Genomic DNA, 18,706 nt, shown 5'->3' on the forward strand with positions numbered 1-18,706 from the left:
TTGTTAATACATTTCATCCGAAAACACGATGGTAGGTTCATTCTTATCATCCATATGATGTCGATATTCATTACATAGGTTGATATTTGACCTATCGCTGCTCAGAACGCAGTACGATCTGTGAACACAGGTAGAGCATAAGCTCCGTTTAAATTGGTTCATGGGACTGTTCATTTTATTTAGGTTCTTTTCTTGTTTAAAATCAATGGATGGGATATAGTGTTCTGATCGGCTGAAAGGCCAGTACCAATATGGAAACTCCTATAATGATCAAAAAAGCGATTTCCAATTGGGACAACATCACATTGACACTCAATGATTTCTCTGAGATCTCTGTAAGATGTCCACTCTCTTCGATTTGAATTTCCTCAAGAGCATCCAAGGTTGTTTTGGTCGATTGGATATGCCCCAACATTTTTGATTTGGCATCCTCCCGGTCCACCGTTGACAGGTCATAGGAGCGCAAGCTCGAAAATTGCCGGCGCAGGCGTTTTAAAAATGTTGCCTCCTCTCGTGTCAACTCGGTAGCGGCAAAATCGTCAAGGATGGTCGTGATCTGTCCATAGCTTTCATTATCTTTTACTGTGCTGTCATCTCCCGACACCTCCAATTCCCTATCGTGCAGATAAATCCTCAATTGATAGATATAGTCCTGTACGACAACTCGATCGCCATACATCGATTCGATGGTGTTTTGTACCGTTGAAAAATGCCTACGGTCCAAGAGATTGGAGCCCAGTACCAATAAAAATGCAACGGCCATTACAAATCCGACCAATATGCGTTGTTTCCATGTGAGTTTTGCATTCATATCTTCTTTTCTTGAACAATGGCTTTCTGCAAATTTTCCTTCAACAAGGCCAATACAGTTCCATGGGTATAATCTTCCAAGCCCAATGGCCCTTGTAAGTATTTTTTGACCATCAAAAAGTCATACCTTTCTAAAACAAGATTGCCGTATTTCATAGCTTGCCCTACCATCATTATGTGTTGTTTTGTCACCGTAGTGCCGGAGTATATTACCTTGATCCGTTCTACTTGAAACTATTTGGTACACTATATGGCAAATGGCATGCCTGGAAAGAAAAAAAGAAGAAAACAAAATACAATTAATTGATTTTCAGAAATCAACATATTAAAATGGGAAAAGTGGAAAAATGAAAAGTGGAAAGTTTCTATCCAGTTGGTCAAAAGCTGACCAGGTCAATCAAGTTTGTCACGAAGGGTTTTTCTACTGATCTTTAAAATCTTTGCTGCTTTGGTCTTGTTCCCTTCGGCATACAGTAGCACCCGTTTGATATATTGTCTTTCCATGTCCCTCAAGGGCATGAGTTCCTCCTCGGGAAATTCTATCTCATATTTTAAAAAGTCCGGTAAGTCTTTTACACCGATCGGGCCATCCGCCATGATCACGGCTCGTTGTACCACATTTTCAAGTTCCCTTATATTTCCCGGCCAAGAGTAACGTTCCAATATTTTCAGGGCTTCGGAATCCATCCTCAATAAACGATCTCGATACTCCATACCGTATTTTTGAAGGAATCGATCCACCAATAGTGGAATATCCGATTTTCGTTCGCGCAATGGAGGTACCTTGATCTCAACAACGGTCAAACGATAATAGAGGTCTTCCCGAAAGCTCTTTTTCTTGATCTCTTCCGATAGGTCCATATTGGTGGCCGCAACAACACGAAGGTCGACTTTTTCAGAAGTTCGGGAACCGACTTTGGTAATTTCCTTTTCCTGAAGTGCCCTCAATAATTTGGCCTGTACATCTAAACAGGCATTCCCTATTTCATCCAAAAAGAGCGTGCCTCCCGATGCCGCCTGAAAAAAACCGTTTCGGTTTTGGTCGGCCCCGGTAAAGGCCCCTTTGATATATCCAAACAATTCCGCCTCTTGAAGATTTTCCGGAATGGCCCCGCAGTTCACTGCGATAAAGGGTCCTTTACTGTACTTTCCCGAATAATGGATGGCCCTGGCTACCAATTCCTTACCAGTACCACTTTCACCTTGTATCAATACCGTTGCCTTGTTATCCTTTACCCTATCTACAATGGTAAGTACCTGACCAAAAGCGGTGGAATCACCGACCATTTCCTTGAATGCCGGTTGTTGTATCGGGGAGGGAACGGAAATAATAGCTCCTTGATGTTCTTGTCTTTTTTCCAACGCTCTTTCCACGGCCATTTTGAGTTCCTCTTTTGTAAAGGGCTTGGTCAAATAGTCCATAGCTCCGGACTTAAGCACTTCCAAGGCGCCACCAACGGATGGGTATCCTGTAACTACCAATTTTGGCATATTGGGATAATGTTCTTTGGCGTACTTCAATAATTGAATACCATCGACTTCGGGCATTTGAATGTCCGTGATCAATAGGTCTATGGAGGTGTCCTTTAGGATAAACAGGGCTTCTTTAACCGATATGGCCTTAAAAACATGGTAGTTGAACTCTTTGAGCCTTCTTGCCAAGAGTTCCAAGATCTTGATATCATCATCTACAATAAGAATGTTCTCTTTGTTCAGGGCCATGGGCATCATTTTGGAAATTCCAAGGTAAAAATAGTTCCTTTTGGCTTATTGGGTCCATGCCTAATGGTCCCCTTATAGCTTTTAATAATGCCATGGACCACGCTCAGGCCAAGACCTGTGCCCTCCCCGACCGGTTTGGTGGTATAAAAGGGTTCAAAAACCTTGTTTTCCTGGCCAGGTGCTATCCCTTCCCCTTGGTCGATAATATTGATAACGATCTTCTGCTTCTCGCCAAGGAGCTCTACCCTGATCTCTCCGCGTTCAGGGGAGTAATACGCCGCGTTCATGATAAGGTTGAACATGACCTGGGTCAATTGGACCGTATTGGCCTGGATCCTTAAATCATCGTTGTCGTAGGATTTGACGACCGATAACTGTTTTTCCCTAAGGGAGGGCCCCATAAGGCGAACCACACTGTCCATGATCTTGTTCAGCTCGACAACTTCCATCTGTTGTGGCATTTCACAGGTAAAGAACATTAGTTTTTTGACAATTTCCCTGCTGAAAATGGCATTGTCCAAAATCGTTTGTAGATCCTCCTTGGTCCCAGTATCGGTAGCTTTATCCAGCAATAATTCGGCAAACCCCAAAATATTGGCCAAAGGGGTATTCAGCTCATGGGCTATGCCCGCAGTGATCTCTCCCATGATATGCAAACGATCATTACGTTCCATTTGTCTTTTCGTTTCCGCTTCGCTATCATGGATCTGTTTACGTTCCATTAGGTTCCCTACGGCCAGACATACATTTTTGAGCAGGGTCCTTTCTTCCGGAAGAAAGTCCTTCAGTGTATAATCCGAAGCTGGATAACCTATGGCTATGGTCCCCTCCACCTTGTTGAACACAATGACGTCACGGGATAGGCAGGTCATAGGCTCCGAAAATCCATGGGTCCGTACCTGATAGTTGCCGATGGAAACCGCCGCCTCGGCAACTTCGGGAAACTGCCACCCTCTTTTAAGACAATAGGCAATGGCTTCCAAGGAAGTGGACAGTTCGTCGTATCCGGAATTCACGATGATAGAGGTAACCTCGTAAAGACAGGTCAACTCTTTTACCCGTTCCTTTAATTTTTGATCTGTATTCTTCATGGCTTTTGAAACGTTTTGACCGTAAAGGTACATACCCTCCAATTGCTATCACATAGCTACGAAAATTTCATCAAAGTCCTTTTACCTAAAGAACATGTCTGCCCTGTGGCCTGAAAACGCCGGACATAGTATACCAACTTCGCCGGTAAAGTTGAGCACCCCTCAAACTAATATAATAACTTGGCTTTCAAACCACTAAAACCAAATATCAGGTGGCTCTCATTTTCCATTTTTGGTGGTCTCAACCATCCGGCTCATCCAATATGTATCCCGGTCACACACTCATCCCGTGTTGGTTTTTGCTGTTCCCGTGTTGGTTTTTTCTGTATTTTCCACCCTTTGAAAAGAACACGCATCTGGCCATGTATCAAGGTCCCGGAACGGTTCACTAACCCAAACATCCTCGATGAAAGCATTTTTGACAATTGGCCTGTTGGTCATGAGCAATTCCTTTATGATCATGGCCTGGTATGGCCACCTCAAATTTTCAGAATGGAAGTGGTTCAATAAGCTTGGGCTTGTGTCCATAATACTGATCAGTTAGGGCATAGCGCTGTTTGAATATATGTTCCAAGTACCCGCCAATAGGATTATGGGGGACCGTTCAGCCTTATCCAATTGAAAGTACTGCAAGAGGTGATAACATTGGTTGTTTTTGCGGTATTCACCTTGGTGGTCTTCAAGACAGAAACGTTTCGTCCGAACCATATCATTTCCTTTCTTTTTTTGATTTTAGCCGTTTATTTCATGTTTAAGAAATAAGATTTGAACCGATTAGAGGTGTGATATTCGGCACCATAACAATAAATATATGAATTGACAAAAAGATGTATTTGGCTCATTTTTCACTCTTAGGTACTGATGATAGGGATGGAAATTGAGCTCCAACAAAAAGGACAATCTGGACCTTAAATAATGGATAATGGAATACGCTGAAACACTAATATCTATATAAATGGGTAAGGTATACCACCTTTGCCGGAAAAAATTGAATATGGCCGTAAGAAATCGATTTAAAGTTCTTAAACGAAATATTGGCTGGTATGAATTTGCGTTTTTCAAGGACTCCCATTATCCGTCCCATCCATGCAGAGATGGAAACGTCGTACATAGTATACCACCTTCGCCGAATAGAATTGAGCACCTCCAACAGGACAACAAAATCTGAATTTCAAGTCTCTACTACCCAATTTAGGATGGCTCAAATTTTCCGTTTTTGGTGGGCCCAACCAGCCGGCTCATCCACAAACACCATATTAATTATAATCAAGGAATATATTCCCCAAATATAGTTATATTTGGGGAATACAATCCCTAAATATGATAAGTAGAAGTTTAGAAGAGAAAATAAAAAATCGTTTTGGCACAGGTAAGGCTATTCTATTGATTGGTCCAAGGCAAGTAGGTAAAACTACGCTTTTCAATAAATTGCTCGAAAATCAGGATTACCTTTTTTTAAACGGGGATGATCCTACTGTCCGAAAACTACTTTCCAGTCCCAATTTAGAGCAACTCAAAAATATTATTGGTAATTTCAAAACCGTATTTATTGATGAGGCCCAACGAATCGATAATATAGGACTTACCCTTAAGCTAATTACCGATCAACTTAAAGGAGTTCAACTACTGGTGAGCGGCTCATCGGCTTTTGAATTAAACAACCATACCCAGGAGCCTCTTACCGGCAGAAAATGGGAATATAAGCTCTACCCTATATCTTGGACAGAGTTTGAATCCAATGTAGGATATCTTAAAGCCGAACAGCAGCTGGAACTGCGAGTTATTTATGGAATGTATCCAGATGTCATTAATAATTTCGGAGCAGAAAAGGAAATCTTAAAACAACTTACCGATAGTTATTTATATAAAGACATCCTAAGCTATGGTGGCATTCGAAAACCAGAGGTTTTAGAAAAACTATTAAGAGCCTTAGCCTTTCAAATAGGCAGCGAAGTAAGTTATAATGAATTGTCACAGCTCTTAGGTATAGATAAAAAAACAGTAGCTACATACATTGATTTACTTTGTCAAGCGTATGTAATATTCAAACTCCCAAGTTTCAGTAAAAATTTACGAAACGAAATCAAGACCAATCAAAAAATCTATTTCTACGATACTGGTGTTCGCAATATGGTCATAGGTGATTTGAATCCTATGGAAATTCGCCAGGATAAAGGTAACCTCTGGGAGAATTTTTTAATAGCCGAACGTTTAAAGCATAATTCGTATACGGGTTCACTGGCCAAAGGCTATTTTTGGAGAACGGTATCGCAACAAGAAATTGACTATGTTGAGGAAGAGGCTGGAAAACTAGGAGCTTTTGAAATCAAGTGGAATCCAAAAAGTAAAGTAAAAGTTCCTAAAGCTTTTGTAACCGCTTATGATGCACAAATTACAGTGATCAACAAAGATAGTTTTAGAGATTTTTTAAAATAGAGGGTCATGTGAAAACGTCGGACAAAATCAAGTATGGTCAAATTACTAATATGTTATTGGTTAGCATCCATATAAAGCCCGGAAATGAGGTGGCTTAAATAATACACTTTTAATGTTCTTCTCTTAATGCATCCGACGATAATTATTAAACAGCTGGTTTTAAGCTTTCTTTAATGGGTGGAACGGGTATGGGAAATACTGAAAGTGAGTTAATTGAACCAACGCAATTCGACCTTGATCATACCTGACATAGTCGTCGTTTGTTTCGATTAAACGGTCCCTATTCTGGATTGAATAAACTTGATATTCGTTTTTGCCACACCATGTTTATCAGCCAAAACTTCCCAATGACCTAGGGCGTATTTGGTCTGCTCTACAATTTCATTGACCTTGGATTCCTTTAGACCGGCTTCCTCACCTAATTTCAATAAATGTCCAACTGATGGCGATTGTCCTTCACCCATGACCATGGTACTCTGTTGTCCCCGTGGACCTGATGAAAAGGTAAGGTCATAGGCTGGCGATAATTTCCAATCCCCGTTTTCACCCATGAGAAAAGAAAAGTTCTTACCATGGTCATCCCGGTTATGGGAAAGCACATTGAATACGGCAAGACGGAACATTTTCTCAATTTCCCGCACATCCTTGGTAAGCACACCGGTAAGGGCGATCAAATCCTCATAGTCCAAGGATGGCATTCTAAAGTTCGAATGCAGTAGCCCGCTAGCGGTATGCATATGAAATCTTTTGTCCCCTTCCCTATCAAAGCGTTGGGTAGCAAAATAACCGGAACCTTTTGCCGCATCAAATAGATGTACGGGCATCATTTCCACACCGGCTTCTTTGGCCATAAGGGCGTATACATACTCGATGGCACCGGCATCGGCACCATCGCTACTGTTTGCAAATTTGACCAGCCAGTGTTCATGGTCGGGCCCAAGATTATGTTTTCCCGATATAATATGGGTTTTCGTGGTATCCAAACCTATAAGGGCTTTTGGACGGGCTCCCGCAGATGAACCATTCAGATTGAGAAGTTCCTCCAGCACCTCATCGGCAGTTCCATCCAAAATCTCCTGTGTGTGCCGGGAAAGTATATCCAGGTCGATTGTATCTTTTTCTTTATCCGTCATGCTATGATCAGGCTCATACACCAAAGCCCCAAGCCCTGTTGTACCGACATGGGCCAACCGGTCCAAAGATGAAAAATCATCGGGCAACAAATGTTGACTTCTAATATACCGGTCGAACAGCAGCCGTCCCCATCCATCCGGCAGGCTGTCATTAAATACACCGGGCAACCCCTCGAAGGGTTGATAATCGAACACCTGAAGTCCCGGACCAAGAGGAAGTTTTATCGGGGATATTTCCAATCCTGTTTTTATAAAATCCGTGTCATATTCAAAATAGGTTTTATAATCCCGAGTTGCCAGACGGCCCACGGGTATAACATTTTTTCCAAAGTCTATCCCGATCTTCAATTCATTTACAGAAATATAAGTGCTCATCCGTGTTTACCCCTTTTAGGCTTTTTATCTTCTTTGGCCAGCACATCATCGATGGATGAAAAATTGCTTTCCATAGGTTGGGTAGCTGTTATCAGCTTATCCATACATCCCAGCGTCAGGGCCAACTTCAAAAAAGAATCCAGGGAAATGCTTCCCTTTTGTTCGAACTTGCGCAACGAGGACACGCTCACACCTGAGCGCTCAGCCAACCCCTTTTGGGTCAGCCCCCTCCCAAGGCGCAGATCCCTCATATTCTGAGTAATTCTTTTTTGAGCCTTATTCAGTGTAATAAGTGACATTATAGTAATATTTACATATAAATATACATAATAATTATCATTATAATAGTAGTTAAAACAAACCATCCCTACTTTTTAATGAAAATCACCTCAAAAATCTATTTGAGAAACATCAGTGGAAAGAACCTGCCCCTACGAAATGTCACTCACCTCGTTGTTACCTTTATTCACCTCAATTGTTGTGATTTCATGGACTTATTTGTATAGTTTTAAAGGCTGCTTTAAAATACAATAAATTGAAAAATCGCAACCTTTGGATCAATATCCTAATAGGCATGGGACTATTGAGTATCCCAATAGTAACCTCCCCTGATTTTGGGTCATTGGACAATATGATCCAGATAGCAGGGTTTCAACGGAATCTTCTTGGGTAAGTAGTCATTTAGATAAATTTCCAGTTTTTGAATAATATCATCGTTTATTGCTTTACGGGTAATAACTGACGCACAACCTACTACAGCGAGATTTTTGGTGGTTCAAATTTAACCGTTTTTAGTGATTCTCGGTATCCGTTCCAACCGGTCTGGCACATTGACAAACTTAAAAATCTAATACTATTGAATGATTTTTCATTCAAACTAATCCATTTATTTCTATTTTGCATTATTTATCATACATAATAAATATTTTGTAACCATAATTTTTATTACATTTGTATTGTTTATCACACAAAACATATAATTATAGGTTACTATGACTGATATATCACACAATTCTTGGTACGCAATGAGCGATAAGGCCTTAAGTGAGGTCATTGGTCGCTTCATCAAGCACCACCGTCTCCAGAAGAACCTGAGCCAGGCAACAGTGGCCCAAAACGCGGACATCAGTCGTTCCACTTTGAGTCTATTGGAACGGGGGGGAACGGTAACGGTGTCCACCCTGCTACAAGTCCTGCGCACCTTGGAACTACTCCATGTGATGGACGTATTTGAGGTAAGACCCCAGATCAGTCCCATGCATTTGGCCAAGATGGAGCGTGAGCGTCGCAAACATGCCTCGGGAAAACCCCATAAGGGCCAACAAGAAAGTGATTGGTAATGGCGACCAGTGCGTTTGTTCGGATTTGGGGGGAATTGGCAGGTGCCGTGGCCTGGGATTCAGATCAGGGACTGGGTGTGTTCGAATATGCCAAGGATTTTGATCGGGAACTCTCACCGCTAAAGATACCTTTGAAGGGGGGCAATGGCATATTCAGTTTTCCGGAACTCAGGGCCGGTCGCAACAGCAGCTATGATACGTTCAAAGGACTTCCAGGCCTACTTGCCGATGTACTTCCGGATGCCTATGGGAACCAACTGATCAATATTTGGCTCGCCCAACAGGGACGTCCTGAGAACAGTATGAACCCGGTGGAACAGTTGTGCTTTATCGGAAGCCGCGGCATGGGTGCCCTGGAATTTGAACCCGAAGTCTTGAAGCCAAAGAAAAATACGGTCCAACTTGAAATCGATGGTCTGGTGAACATTGCCCGAAAAATGTTGGAGAAGCGGGAAGCTTTCCACGTGAACCTTCAAGATGAGGAAGAGGAGGCCATCCGTAAATTGATCACCATAGGTACTTCTGCCGGAGGTGCTAGGCCAAAGGCCGTAATCGCATACAATGAAAAGACTGGGGAGGTCCGGTCCGGTCAGACAAATGTTCCCAAAGGATTCGGTCACTGGCTCATCAAACTGGACGGGGTGAGCGATGTACAATTGGGTGACACCCAGGGCTACGGAAGGGTGGAAATGGCCTATTACCTCATGGCCAAGGACGCTGGTATCGACATGATGCCCTGCCAATTGTTGGAAGAACGTGGAAGGGCTCACTTTATGACCAAACGGTTTGATCGGGAAGAAGGAAATGTAAAGCACCACATACAGACCCTATGTGCGATGAAACACTATGATTTCAACTTGGTGAACAGTTACAGTTATGAGCAATTGTTCGAGACGATGCGGGAGTTGCGGTTGGACTATCAGCAGGCGGAACAAATGTACCGACGTATGGTATTCAACGTACTGGCCCGCAATTGTGATGACCATACCAAGAATTTTGCCTTCCGGCTCAAGAAAGGGGACAGATGGGAACTGGCGCCGGCCTATGACATTTGCCATGCCTACCGTCCCGACAGTATCTGGGTGAGCCAACATGCCTTGAGCATCAATGGAAAAAGAAAGCAAATTTCGAAGGAGGACCTATTGACCGTGGGCAGGTCGATGAGCATCAAAAAGGCAAAGGACATTGTGGAACATATCCATTCAGTGGTGGGCGATTGGAATACCTATGCAGAACAGGTACGGGTGGAACCTAAAAAAATGGAAGCCATTGCCTCGACACTTATCCGGTTCAACTGATTGACGGAAGACCCGAAAAAGCTTGGACAATTTTTTGGACAATGCCACAAAAAATGGTTCAAAATCGAACCAAAAAGACTATTTACAAGTTTCATCCAAACAAATGTATATTTATAATAAAAAACACATAGTTCAACCCATATTGAAACCAAACTGGAAACGCCGGACATAGTATACCACCTTCGCCGGATAGAATTGAGCACCCTCAAGACTAGCGCAAAAGACTGATTTTAAAATCACTAAATCCAAAAATTAGGTGGTTCTCATTTTCCATCTTTGGTGGTCTCAACCATCCGGCTCATCCAGCCAAAATCAAGGAATACGAACAAAACGATAGTTTTAAAAGTTTTGAGAAGTTTTTGCCAATTCTCTTGAAAGAACTAGACTATTTTGATTCAGAAAAGATAAAGAACTTAATAAAAAAAAGCACATCGAAACATAATGTTTAAATAAACGATTACTAATGCTAGATGTTAAACACTATCTTGAGATTTATAAACTTCGCAAAGAGATGATGGAAAAAGGAATTACCAACCCTTTGCCAGAAGCAAAAAAGGTAATCAATGAAATTGTATCAAAGCTTTCAAAAATGAGCTTGGGTGAAAAAATAGATCTGCACGTTAAAGGTGGAAAATATATCATGATGGATTCGAATGAAAAAATCATAGTGACCTTTCCTAATCTTGGAGACAATTAAATAAGTTCAAATAAACGATTAACCACCATTTAAAACGAGAAATAGAATATTTGAGAAGTGCATTCATAATATTGTTGATTCATATAGGCCTTGCATCATTTGGACAAGAAATAATTCAAGAAAATGATTCCTTAATCCTGTGGAGTAAAAATAGGCCTTTAACTTGGGATGATTTCAAGGGACCGCCTACGCCAGTTAGGACACATAATAGGGCTGGTACTGGAATGACAATTCAATACATTAGCATGAAAAATATTTACGGACAAGTTGAGATTAATCCTCTTTGTTATTTCCAAAAATGTCGTTCATGGACAAATACGAATGATTCCAAAACTTTAGATCACGAGCAACTTCATTTTGACATTCAAGAACTGTACACAAGAAAATTGCGAAAATCATATAGTGAATATGGTGGAGGAAACTTTAATGATGAAGACTTTTACACCTCTACTTCCGATAGCATATATAATTTATGCCAATCGATGCAGGAAAAGTACGACTATGAAGTTTTGGTTAACTATCCAAAGTTTCTTGAATGGAAATCAAGAATATCAGAAGAATTGGATGAGTTAAAAGAATATGAGTACACTAAAGATAAATCACTAACAAAGTTCAAATAAACGATTCAATCCAAACCCTTAAGGGGCCACTAGGTACTTTTTACTTGCAAACAATCAACCTTGGGGTGAAGCCATAAGAAAGTAGCAGGCAATTGGGTAGTTATGATTTTTTTCTTCAATTTGGAGCGTACTTCTTCTTTGCCCGTTCCATAAATCAAGAGGATTATTCTTTTGGCAGAGAGGATGTTTTGCATACCCAGCGTCATTCCGAACGATGGTTTTATATCCAAATCCTTAACCATACCATGCTTTTGTGATGCCTCCGAAAGTTGAGCCACATGGCAAAATGGCTGCAAGTGGTAATCAGGCTCATTAAAGCCAATATGTCCGTTCTTCCCCAATCCCAAAATACACAAATCGATTAAACCATCATTTTCAATCTTTTGTTGAATCCTATTACATTCTTTCGAAGCATTTTGTGGGTTGGTGATAAAACCAGTGTATCGATCATTGGGAATATGCAAGGGACTTAGAAGGTGTTCCTGCAAATAATACTCACAAGAACCTGGGTTTGTATCGGGTAGCCCGCCCCATTCATCCAATTTTACAATATGGAGCTTTTCGAAAAGCTCTGGCCGATTCAAATATTGCCTTGCCAAAAACTCATAGGTTCCTGTCGGGGAGTTTCCGGTAGCTGCACAAATACGAAGGTTTTTTTTTCTTTTAAGTTCTGAGAGTACAATATGGCCCGCATATGCGCTCATCGCTTCATAGTCTTCAAAGAATTGGTTGTTCATGATATCCAAACGCTTTCACCTGTATAGGGAATGCAGCCTTCAAATCTACCGGGAACTGGATTGTAACGAAGGGCTTGGGTCGCACCAATCTCAGAAGTAAAATAACCCCAAACGGTAAGCTCTTTGAGCATGGTGAAAAAATGGGGCTTCTCCAAAGATGTGGCTTTTTTGGCCTCCTCATCAAATTGGGTAAGTAGATTTAGTTTTTTTTCTTTCGATAAAGAGAGAAATGATTCTCGAAATACATCTATGGATCTTTCCTCGATTTTATCCAAACCACTGATAAAGATTAAGGCTTCATCTTTACTGTAACAGTCATTTACGATTGTTTTCATAAATGCTCCAATATGAGCTGCCTTTGCCCCAGGGGACTCGTTTGTGTCAGGAAGAATGGTTTCGCCTATTTCATCAAGAAAGTGAACATCGTCATTGGTTACAATTTCAGCTCTTTTCTTGGGGGGTACAACACAGCCCGACAAAAAGAATTGGGCTCCTATGACACTTCCTCCCAAAATGGTGGCTGTAAGTTTTAAAGCATCTCTTCTTTCCATGTTTTAATCTGTTTGGAATAGTGGGAACATGACCACTATACTTTCTTCCATAATTTATAGGGCTTGTCCACATCCGATTTGAAAGGAAGTGGCACTTTTTTTCCAGTGCCCGCTGATTCATAGGCCGCAAGAATCACTTCCAGTACAGCCTTTCCATCTTCCCCTGTCACCAAGGACTGTTTGTCATTTTTGACACAATCCACAAAATGTTCAAATTCCTGTGGGAAGCCATAGTTCCAACTCTCTTCAAACATGGTATAGCTCCACCCAATGGTGTTTCCTGCCTTTTCCACAGCATAGCCCACTCCCTTGCTACTGTATGTTTGGATTGAGTTGCCTTGGAGTATATCTGCGTAGGCCACTCCTTCAGAACCATGTATTTCGGCTTTATCGTCCATGCCCCCAAGTTTGGTCCAGCTTTCTTCCATTACGGCCGTTACACCATCTTCGAATTCCAGAATAATAATGGAGTTGTCATCACCTTCGGTTTTATCGCCGTGCACACTGGTCATCATTTGGGCATATACCGATTTGATGTTTTTTTTAGGATGTAGCCATCTAAAAAATTGGATGGCATGGCAGCCCATATCCATAGTTACCCCACCTCCAGAGCGTTCAATATCCCAAAAGTGGTCGGCGTGAGGACCATCGTGTTTTTCCGATTGTTTGAAGAGCACAGGTTCTCCAAGGGCTCCTTCGTCCAATAAAGCCTTCAAACGTACATATTTAGGGGCGAAACAAAGTTCTTCGGCATACATGAGCTTTACATTGGCTTTTTTACAGGCATCGATCATTAAATCCGCTTCCTTTAAGTTCATGCACAAAGGTTTTTCAACCACTACATGTTTGCCTGCCTTTGCTATCTTTAAAGTAATCTCACAGTGTAGATAGTTGGGTGCGCCAATGACCACCATATCAATTTGCGGCATTGCCAACATTTTGTCCAGATCCGTAAAATGATTGGGAATGTTGAACTTTTTCGCAAAGTTTTCGGCATGCCCTTTTGTAGGAGACATTACCGCTAAAATCTCTGCATCCGATACCCTGCTCAATGCATCGGCATGTATACTTGATATGAATTGAGAACCGACGAGTCCGACTCCGACTTTTTTGTCCATAATCTTAATTTATTATAACAATCCTTTTTTAAACTGGGCCGCAGCATATGTGGCTGCCCGTGCTGTAAGTGCCATATACAGAATGGATGGACTTTGATTGCCCGTACTGGTCATACAGGCGCCATCGGTCACAAATACATTTTTGCATTCATGCATTTGGTTGTATTTGTTCAGAAGGGAAGTCTCAGGGTCTTTCCCCATTCTTACACCACCCATTTCGTGGATATCCAATCCAGGTGCTTGGTTGTTGTCCTGTGTGTCTATATCCGTACAGCCCATTTTTTCGAGCATGCGACGACTTTCCACAAGAAAATCTTTAATCATTTTTTCGTCATTTTCATCATAACCAACATCTGTGACAAGTAAGGGAATACCCCAATCATCTGTCTTATCCTGGCTCAAATAAACCCTGTTCGATGCTTTTGGGATAGTTTCTCCCTGCATGTACATATAGATTTGCCAATTCCCGGGTTTACTTAGTTTGTGTTTAAAGTCCGCCCCAAGGTGTGGTTTTTCGTCAGGGATTTCTTCGGCTCTGTTTCGATAGGCTCCGGTAAAAATGGTATATCCGCCAAGGAAATCGGTATCCTGTTCCTTTAAATTCCGGTAATTGGCTATAATACATTCCGATGGCCTTGAACCATAATAATATTTGTCCTCATATCCACTGATTTTGGCACCTGCTCGGGCCCTGTATATATGAAAACCGATATACCTTCCCAATAAGTCATGATCGTTGCCCAGACCATTGGGAAAACGATCGGATTTTGAATTGAGTAAAATCAAATTGGAATTGAGTGCCGATGCATTCACAAAAATAATTCTGGCGCTGAAGATGAACTCCTCTTTTGTATTGGAATCAATGACCTTGACACCGGAAGCTTTTCCCGAATCCTCATCGTAAACAATTGAATGCACTACCGAAAACGGTCTAATCGTTAGGTTACCTGTTTTCTCGGCCCAAGGCAATGTGGAGGTATTAGAACTGAAGTACCCTCCGAATGGACATCCTCTCATACACTTATTGCGACAAAGGCACTTGCCCCTACCTTGATCCAAATGGGTTTGCTCTGGTTCGCTGAGATGCGCCCATCTTCCCTGAGCCAAATATCTTCCAGAGAAATGTTCTTCGAGCGTGCTTTTCATGTGTTCCTCAACGCAGTTCAGTTCGAAGGGGGGCAAAAATTCCCCATCGGGCATAGACTCAATACCATCCTTATTACCACATACGCCAATGAATTTCTCCACATGGGAGTACCATGGGGCAATATCATTATAATCAATGGGCCAACCTATCCCATAATTGTACTTTTCAGGTGCTTTGAACTCGTAATCGCTCCAACGTTGACAGGCCCTTCCCCAAATCAAAGATTTTCCACCGACTTGATATCCCCGTATCCAGTCAAATGGTTTTTCCTGTACATAGGGATGGTCTGCATCCTTTATAAAAAAATGGGCCGTATCCTCCCCAAATCCGGATGCCTTGGTAATCAATGGGTTTTCTTCATAGAACTTTTTGGTCATTCGGCCCCGGTGTTCAAAATCCCACGGATCCATGGTCATGGTGGGATAATCTTTGATGTGCTCTACATCCCTTCCCCTTTCCAGTACGAGCGTTTTTAAGCCTTGTTCACAAAGTTCTTTGGCAGCCCAGCCTCCAGATATTCCCGATCCTATAACGATGGCATCAAAATGTTCCATAAAAATTCATAATTAAGAAATGTTCCATTTGATTGTTAATAAACCAGATGTGCCTAACTAATAAATCCGTTCAAAAAACAACCTCGATTTTCCGGTTTACTGTGTGTCCGAGTTTCTTATCAGTAGTGATAAACTCATTCCCAAGAACAAATTGTAATTGCCTTGATTAAAGTTTAATTTCAAATATGGTCAATTCTTATATGTGTCTTTTTGTAAATTACTCCATATTTTTTGTAAAATCATGAAAGAATATGATAAATGGAGCACAGATAGATGATTTTAAACGCTTTTATTTTGAACTTGACGATAACAAGCCCATCCAAATCTTATTGAACAGGCATGAAAACAGAGAAGAAGGTTGGTTTGACATGCATTATGAATTCGAACTGGGAGTAGTATTGAAAGGTAAAATGAAACGCTCGTACCTAGGATACGATATAGAAATAGGGCCAGGGGAGGTTTGGTTTTGCAATATGTGGGAACCACATGGTTTTGAAATACTGGAGGCACCCTGTGAGGTGGCTGTATTTGTTATCGACCCAAGATATTTGGCAACCACACTTTTCTTAGATAGGGATATGACTTCAACATTTATGGTTCCACCAATGGATAGACCTAGGACAGCAGTAAATTTGAAGGGCGAAATAAAGAATCTGGCAAAAAAAGTCCAACAAAGGTTTTCCAAAAAATATGATGCGGACTGGGCTAAAATATATTTATTTGAATTGTTGCTTTCCCTTATGGAAGGATGGAAAGTTCCCTTTCAAAAATCAAATCATGGACATAGAACCTCTATTCAAGGAGCCTTACGCTTGATTTTTGAAGAAAAAAGGCTCATAACCACTAAAGAGGCAGCTTTGGCGTGCCACATGTCCGTAACTAAATTCACGGCCTTGTTCAAAGATCTAATGGGTTCAACCTTTTCTGATTTTGCATTACAATATCGAGTGAAGGGAGCCTCTTTTCAGCTAAAAAATTCTAATCTGACCCAAGAGACCGTAGCACTTAACTGGGGATTTTCCGATGCAAGCCACCTTCATAAATATTTGTAAAACACATAAAATCCCAAATGGGGTAAGGCTACAACCCGAATTGAACATTTTGATTGATAAAATTGTGGCGGAAAAATGGCACACCGGAGACAAAATTTCGGAACATATTGAGGAAATAAAATTTGAGGAATTTGATAACTCAACTAAGGATAAAATTCTGACCGAATTGTTCAATATCCAAATTAGAATGGTTGATGACGGAGAGGAAACGGACTCTTATTGGCATCTTTAAAGTTTAAATAAACGACGGGCAACCATTCATTGTAAATTTGCGTCTCTACGTATAGAGACTGAAATTTTACTCTATAAAATCATTACATTTTGAAGAAAATCATCCAATCAGCTGTTCATTTTCTATGCTTCTTTGCATTTTGGACCGCTCAATCCCAATCTTGTCCTAATTCCGATAATGTCCCTGAACTTGATGGCTCCGTTTGCATTACTACCAAAGCCCCCCTGAATTATCAAGAAGGTGATGAAAATACTATAAACTTGTTCGTTAGAAAGTTTCCTGCAAAAAAAGATAGAAAGGGATCTATCTGGTTAATACCTGGAGGACCTGGTGAATCCGGTGCAAGTCTATATCCTCTGATCGATCAGTTCTCTAACCTATTTCCTCATCTGGATATTTTTGTTCCTGATCATAGGGGCACTGGATATTCCAGTAAAATATGTCCCAAAGAAGAAATAGTTGATTCTCCAGATGGGATGGCTCTGGCCAATGATGAATGGGGTCCCTGCTTTAACTACATGTACAGCAATTTGGAGTACGTAAAGGCATTTACTATTACCAATGCCGCTAGGGACCTTAGCTTCTTGATCAATGAATTTAGTGGAACGGAAGAGCGCTACATCTACGGTGTTTCCTATGGAACACAATTGGTATTACGTTTGTTACAATTAGGGACAGTAGATCTGGATGCCGTCATCTTGGATTCTCTGGTTCCCCTTCAAGACGATGATGAATTTGATCTAAGCCACAGATCATTGGTCACGGATGATGTTGGAAAATCTTTCCTTGAACAAGTTGATCATAGGGAACCTAACGACATAACCTTGGAAGAGCAATTGAACAGCATCATAGAGCGCACTAAAACGGATACTGAGTTTGCTGCTAATTTACCAAAACAGGATCTGGCCATCCTTTTTGGTATGATGTTGGACATACCTTATGTACGGAATTCAATACCAGAAATCATAAAGGGGCTTAATAGCAACGACTATGAACCACTCCAAAAGGCCATCACACAGATCACAGCGTTTTATAATGACTATGGCGCGGCGTATCAATCCTCAACCAATTCCATTCCATTAACCCAGGTCATTACTGCTTCTGAAAATAATCTGAGACCTGAAATGACAAAAACCGAAGTTATTGATGAGTCAAAAGATTTATTGTTTAAAAGTCCACTCCCCAGTTTAATTGCTGAAAATTCGATGCCAACCTACTCTAGGGATGAACACTTTGGGAAAACACCACAACACATACCGCCAACTTTGATTATCAATGGTACGCTCGATTCCAAAACACATATTAAGGGAGCCGTGCGACATTACAAGCGTCTTGCCCAAAACAGCAGTTCAATATCCTTTATCAGAGTTAAGAACGCTCCGCATTTTATTGCACTTTTTGCACCAAGTGCATTTGAAAAAGTTGTAAGCAGGTTTATGAATACTAAGGCAATAGGAAACCAAACCGTTTCCGATGATAGCTTAGAAATAAATTAATTAATGATACCGCCCAATATTTTTGTTGGTTCAAAAATATGGAGCAATTTTATTGCTTAGGAACTATGTTCGCTTCTAATTCCTTTTATTGTTTTAACGTTTTTATCTAATTAAGCCTCCAGAGCAATAGTTTGGAAAAACGATTTATTTTAAGTCTTTTAGCTCCAATAAGAATCTTGTGACTATTATTTGGCCACCAAGAAAAATAGTAGTTCGCTAAAGGAATTACTCGAGTGAATTTGGAATAGGCACTCCAAGTGCAAACAAGTCTCTTCTGTATTCGAGAGAATGAGACTT

The 18,706-nt window shown here is 41.1% G+C and carries 20 protein-coding genes; 10 read left to right on the plus strand and 10 right to left on the minus strand.

Annotation, left to right across the window (positions count from 1 at the left end):
- Positions 1-202 precede the first annotated feature (202 nt).
- From J0656_RS11500 to J0656_RS11515, 4 genes are all read right to left on the minus strand, one after another.
- A complete protein-coding gene (locus J0656_RS11500; protein WP_207033891.1) occupies positions 203-811 on the minus strand; it encodes an MCP four helix bundle domain-containing protein in 609 nt (202 codons plus the stop codon).
- Positions 808-984 carry a hypothetical protein gene (locus J0656_RS11505; protein ID WP_207033892.1) on the minus strand — a complete coding sequence of 59 codons (177 nt, stop codon included), beginning with the start codon at positions 982-984 and terminating at the stop codon, positions 808-810. Before J0656_RS11505 ends, J0656_RS11500 begins: the two co-directional genes overlap by 4 nt.
- A gap of 219 nt (positions 985-1,203) precedes the next feature.
- Positions 1,204-2,532 carry a sigma-54-dependent transcriptional regulator gene (locus tag J0656_RS11510; RefSeq protein WP_207033894.1) on the minus strand — a complete coding sequence of 443 codons (1,329 nt, stop codon included), beginning with the start codon at positions 2,530-2,532 and terminating at the stop codon, positions 1,204-1,206.
- 5 nt (positions 2,533-2,537) lie between these two features.
- Positions 2,538-3,623, minus strand: coding sequence for a sensor histidine kinase (locus J0656_RS11515; RefSeq protein ID WP_237688922.1), 1,086 nt, complete (start codon positions 3,621-3,623; stop codon positions 2,538-2,540).
- A 460-nt stretch (positions 3,624-4,083) separates the two neighbouring features.
- Between J0656_RS11515 and J0656_RS20300 the strand changes: the two genes are divergently transcribed.
- The 3 genes from J0656_RS20300 (at position 4,084) to J0656_RS11525 (ending at position 6,059) form a co-directional block, all read left to right on the plus strand.
- Positions 4,084-4,167, plus strand: coding sequence for a hypothetical protein (locus tag J0656_RS20300; RefSeq protein ID WP_262897080.1), 84 nt, complete (start codon positions 4,084-4,086; stop codon positions 4,165-4,167).
- 92 nt (positions 4,168-4,259) lie between these two features.
- On the plus strand, positions 4,260-4,385 hold the full coding sequence (locus J0656_RS20305; RefSeq protein WP_288980957.1) for a DMT family protein: 126 nt from the start codon (positions 4,260-4,262) through the stop codon (positions 4,383-4,385).
- Between the two features lie 558 nt (positions 4,386-4,943).
- Positions 4,944-6,059, plus strand: coding sequence for an ATP-binding protein (locus J0656_RS11525; protein ID WP_207033898.1), 1,116 nt, complete (start codon positions 4,944-4,946; stop codon positions 6,057-6,059).
- A gap of 269 nt (positions 6,060-6,328) precedes the next feature.
- Here J0656_RS11525 and J0656_RS11530 read toward each other — a convergent pair whose 3' ends face one another.
- On the minus strand, positions 6,329-7,567 hold the full coding sequence (locus tag J0656_RS11530) for a type II toxin-antitoxin system HipA family toxin (protein ID WP_207033900.1): 1,239 nt from the start codon (positions 7,565-7,567) through the stop codon (positions 6,329-6,331).
- Complete coding sequence (locus J0656_RS11535; protein WP_207033902.1) at positions 7,564-7,818, minus strand: helix-turn-helix domain-containing protein; 255 nt, start codon at positions 7,816-7,818, stop codon at positions 7,564-7,566. Before J0656_RS11535 ends, J0656_RS11530 begins: the two co-directional genes overlap by 4 nt.
- Before the next feature lie 741 nt (positions 7,819-8,559).
- Between J0656_RS11535 and J0656_RS11540 the strand changes: the two genes are divergently transcribed.
- The 4 genes from J0656_RS11540 (at position 8,560) to J0656_RS11555 (ending at position 11,522) form a co-directional block, all read left to right on the plus strand.
- Complete coding sequence (locus J0656_RS11540; protein ID WP_207033904.1) at positions 8,560-8,907, plus strand: helix-turn-helix domain-containing protein; 348 nt, start codon at positions 8,560-8,562, stop codon at positions 8,905-8,907.
- Positions 8,907-10,205, plus strand: a complete 1,299-nt coding sequence (locus J0656_RS11545; RefSeq protein WP_207033906.1) for a type II toxin-antitoxin system HipA family toxin — start codon at positions 8,907-8,909, stop codon at positions 10,203-10,205. Before J0656_RS11540 ends, J0656_RS11545 begins: the two co-directional genes overlap by 1 nt.
- 463 nt (positions 10,206-10,668) lie before the next feature.
- On the plus strand, positions 10,669-10,902 hold the full coding sequence (locus tag J0656_RS11550) for a hypothetical protein (RefSeq protein WP_207033909.1): 234 nt from the start codon (positions 10,669-10,671) through the stop codon (positions 10,900-10,902).
- A 50-nt stretch (positions 10,903-10,952) separates the two neighbouring features.
- Positions 10,953-11,522, plus strand: a complete 570-nt coding sequence (locus tag J0656_RS11555) for a hypothetical protein (protein ID WP_207033911.1) — start codon at positions 10,953-10,955, stop codon at positions 11,520-11,522.
- A 29-nt stretch (positions 11,523-11,551) separates the two neighbouring features.
- Here the strand turns inward: J0656_RS11555 and J0656_RS11560 are convergent, their stop codons facing one another.
- From J0656_RS11560 to J0656_RS11575, 4 genes are read right to left on the minus strand one after another with little or no spacing between them, the layout of a single operon-like run.
- Positions 11,552-12,259, minus strand: a complete 708-nt coding sequence (locus J0656_RS11560; protein ID WP_207033913.1) for a galactosamine-6-phosphate isomerase — start codon at positions 12,257-12,259, stop codon at positions 11,552-11,554.
- Entirely contained in the window at positions 12,256-12,810 is a 555-nt protein-coding gene (locus J0656_RS11565; protein ID WP_207033915.1) for a gluconate 2-dehydrogenase subunit 3 family protein, read from the minus strand. Before J0656_RS11565 ends, J0656_RS11560 begins: the two co-directional genes overlap by 4 nt.
- A gap of 35 nt (positions 12,811-12,845) precedes the next feature.
- Complete coding sequence (locus J0656_RS11570; protein WP_207033917.1) at positions 12,846-13,928, minus strand: Gfo/Idh/MocA family protein; 1,083 nt, start codon at positions 13,926-13,928, stop codon at positions 12,846-12,848.
- A gap of 12 nt (positions 13,929-13,940) precedes the next feature.
- Positions 13,941-15,629 (minus strand): GMC oxidoreductase, encoded by a 1,689-nt coding sequence (locus J0656_RS11575; protein WP_207033919.1) that lies wholly within the window; start codon positions 15,627-15,629, stop codon positions 13,941-13,943.
- Positions 15,630-15,880: 251 nt separating this feature from the next.
- On the opposite strand from J0656_RS11575, the gene J0656_RS11580 reads away from it, so the two are divergent.
- The 3 genes from J0656_RS11580 to J0656_RS11590 all read left to right on the plus strand — a co-directional run bounded on the left by J0656_RS11580 (position 15,881) and on the right by J0656_RS11590 (position 18,409).
- Positions 15,881-16,681 carry a helix-turn-helix domain-containing protein gene (locus J0656_RS11580; protein WP_207033921.1) on the plus strand — a complete coding sequence of 267 codons (801 nt, stop codon included), beginning with the start codon at positions 15,881-15,883 and terminating at the stop codon, positions 16,679-16,681.
- A gap of 49 nt (positions 16,682-16,730) precedes the next feature.
- Positions 16,731-16,913: a hypothetical protein gene (locus J0656_RS11585; protein ID WP_207033923.1), complete on the plus strand. Its 183-nt coding sequence runs from the start codon at positions 16,731-16,733 to the stop codon at positions 16,911-16,913.
- 89 nt (positions 16,914-17,002) lie between these two features.
- Complete coding sequence (locus tag J0656_RS11590) at positions 17,003-18,409, plus strand: alpha/beta hydrolase (protein WP_207033925.1); 1,407 nt, start codon at positions 17,003-17,005, stop codon at positions 18,407-18,409.
- The last annotated feature ends 297 nt before the right edge of the window (positions 18,410-18,706 follow it).

It is taken from the genome of Flagellimonas aurea (assembly GCF_017313785.1).
GTDB classification, from domain to species: Bacteria; Bacteroidota; Bacteroidia; order Flavobacteriales; family Flavobacteriaceae; genus Flagellimonas; species Flagellimonas aurea.

What these genes read in the sequence shown, in the direction of transcription:
- J0656_RS11500 (WP_207033891.1), bottom strand. Translation starts at nt 811, where the DNA reads ATGAATGCAAAACTCACATGGAAACAACGCATATTGGTCGGATTTGTA.
- J0656_RS11505 (WP_207033892.1), bottom strand. Translation starts at nt 984, where the DNA reads ATGATGGTAGGGCAAGCTATGAAATACGGCAATCTTGTTTTAGAAAGG.
- J0656_RS11510 (WP_207033894.1), bottom strand. Translation starts at nt 2,532, where the DNA reads ATGGCCCTGAACAAAGAGAACATTCTTATTGTAGATGATGATATCAAG.
- J0656_RS11515 (WP_237688922.1), bottom strand. Translation starts at nt 3,623, where the DNA reads ATGAAGAATACAGATCAAAAATTAAAGGAACGGGTAAAAGAGTTGACC.
- J0656_RS20300 (WP_262897080.1), top strand. Translation starts at nt 4,084, where the DNA reads ATGGCCTGGTATGGCCACCTCAAATTTTCAGAATGGAAGTGGTTCAAT.
- J0656_RS11525 (WP_207033898.1), top strand. Translation starts at nt 4,944, where the DNA reads ATGATAAGTAGAAGTTTAGAAGAGAAAATAAAAAATCGTTTTGGCACA.
- J0656_RS11530 (WP_207033900.1), bottom strand. Translation starts at nt 7,567, where the DNA reads ATGAGCACTTATATTTCTGTAAATGAATTGAAGATCGGGATAGACTTT.
- J0656_RS11535 (WP_207033902.1), bottom strand. Translation starts at nt 7,818, where the DNA reads ATGAGGGATCTGCGCCTTGGGAGGGGGCTGACCCAAAAGGGGTTGGCT.
- J0656_RS11540 (WP_207033904.1), top strand. Translation starts at nt 8,560, where the DNA reads ATGACTGATATATCACACAATTCTTGGTACGCAATGAGCGATAAGGCC.
- J0656_RS11545 (WP_207033906.1), top strand. Translation starts at nt 8,907, where the DNA reads ATGGCGACCAGTGCGTTTGTTCGGATTTGGGGGGAATTGGCAGGTGCC.
- J0656_RS11550 (WP_207033909.1), top strand. Translation starts at nt 10,669, where the DNA reads ATGCTAGATGTTAAACACTATCTTGAGATTTATAAACTTCGCAAAGAG.
- J0656_RS11560 (WP_207033913.1), bottom strand. Translation starts at nt 12,259, where the DNA reads ATGAACAACCAATTCTTTGAAGACTATGAAGCGATGAGCGCATATGCG.
- J0656_RS11565 (WP_207033915.1), bottom strand. Translation starts at nt 12,810, where the DNA reads ATGGAAAGAAGAGATGCTTTAAAACTTACAGCCACCATTTTGGGAGGA.
- J0656_RS11570 (WP_207033917.1), bottom strand. Translation starts at nt 13,928, where the DNA reads ATGGACAAAAAAGTCGGAGTCGGACTCGTCGGTTCTCAATTCATATCA.
- J0656_RS11575 (WP_207033919.1), bottom strand. Translation starts at nt 15,629, where the DNA reads ATGGAACATTTTGATGCCATCGTTATAGGATCGGGAATATCTGGAGGC.
- J0656_RS11580 (WP_207033921.1), top strand. Translation starts at nt 15,881, where the DNA reads ATGATAAATGGAGCACAGATAGATGATTTTAAACGCTTTTATTTTGAA.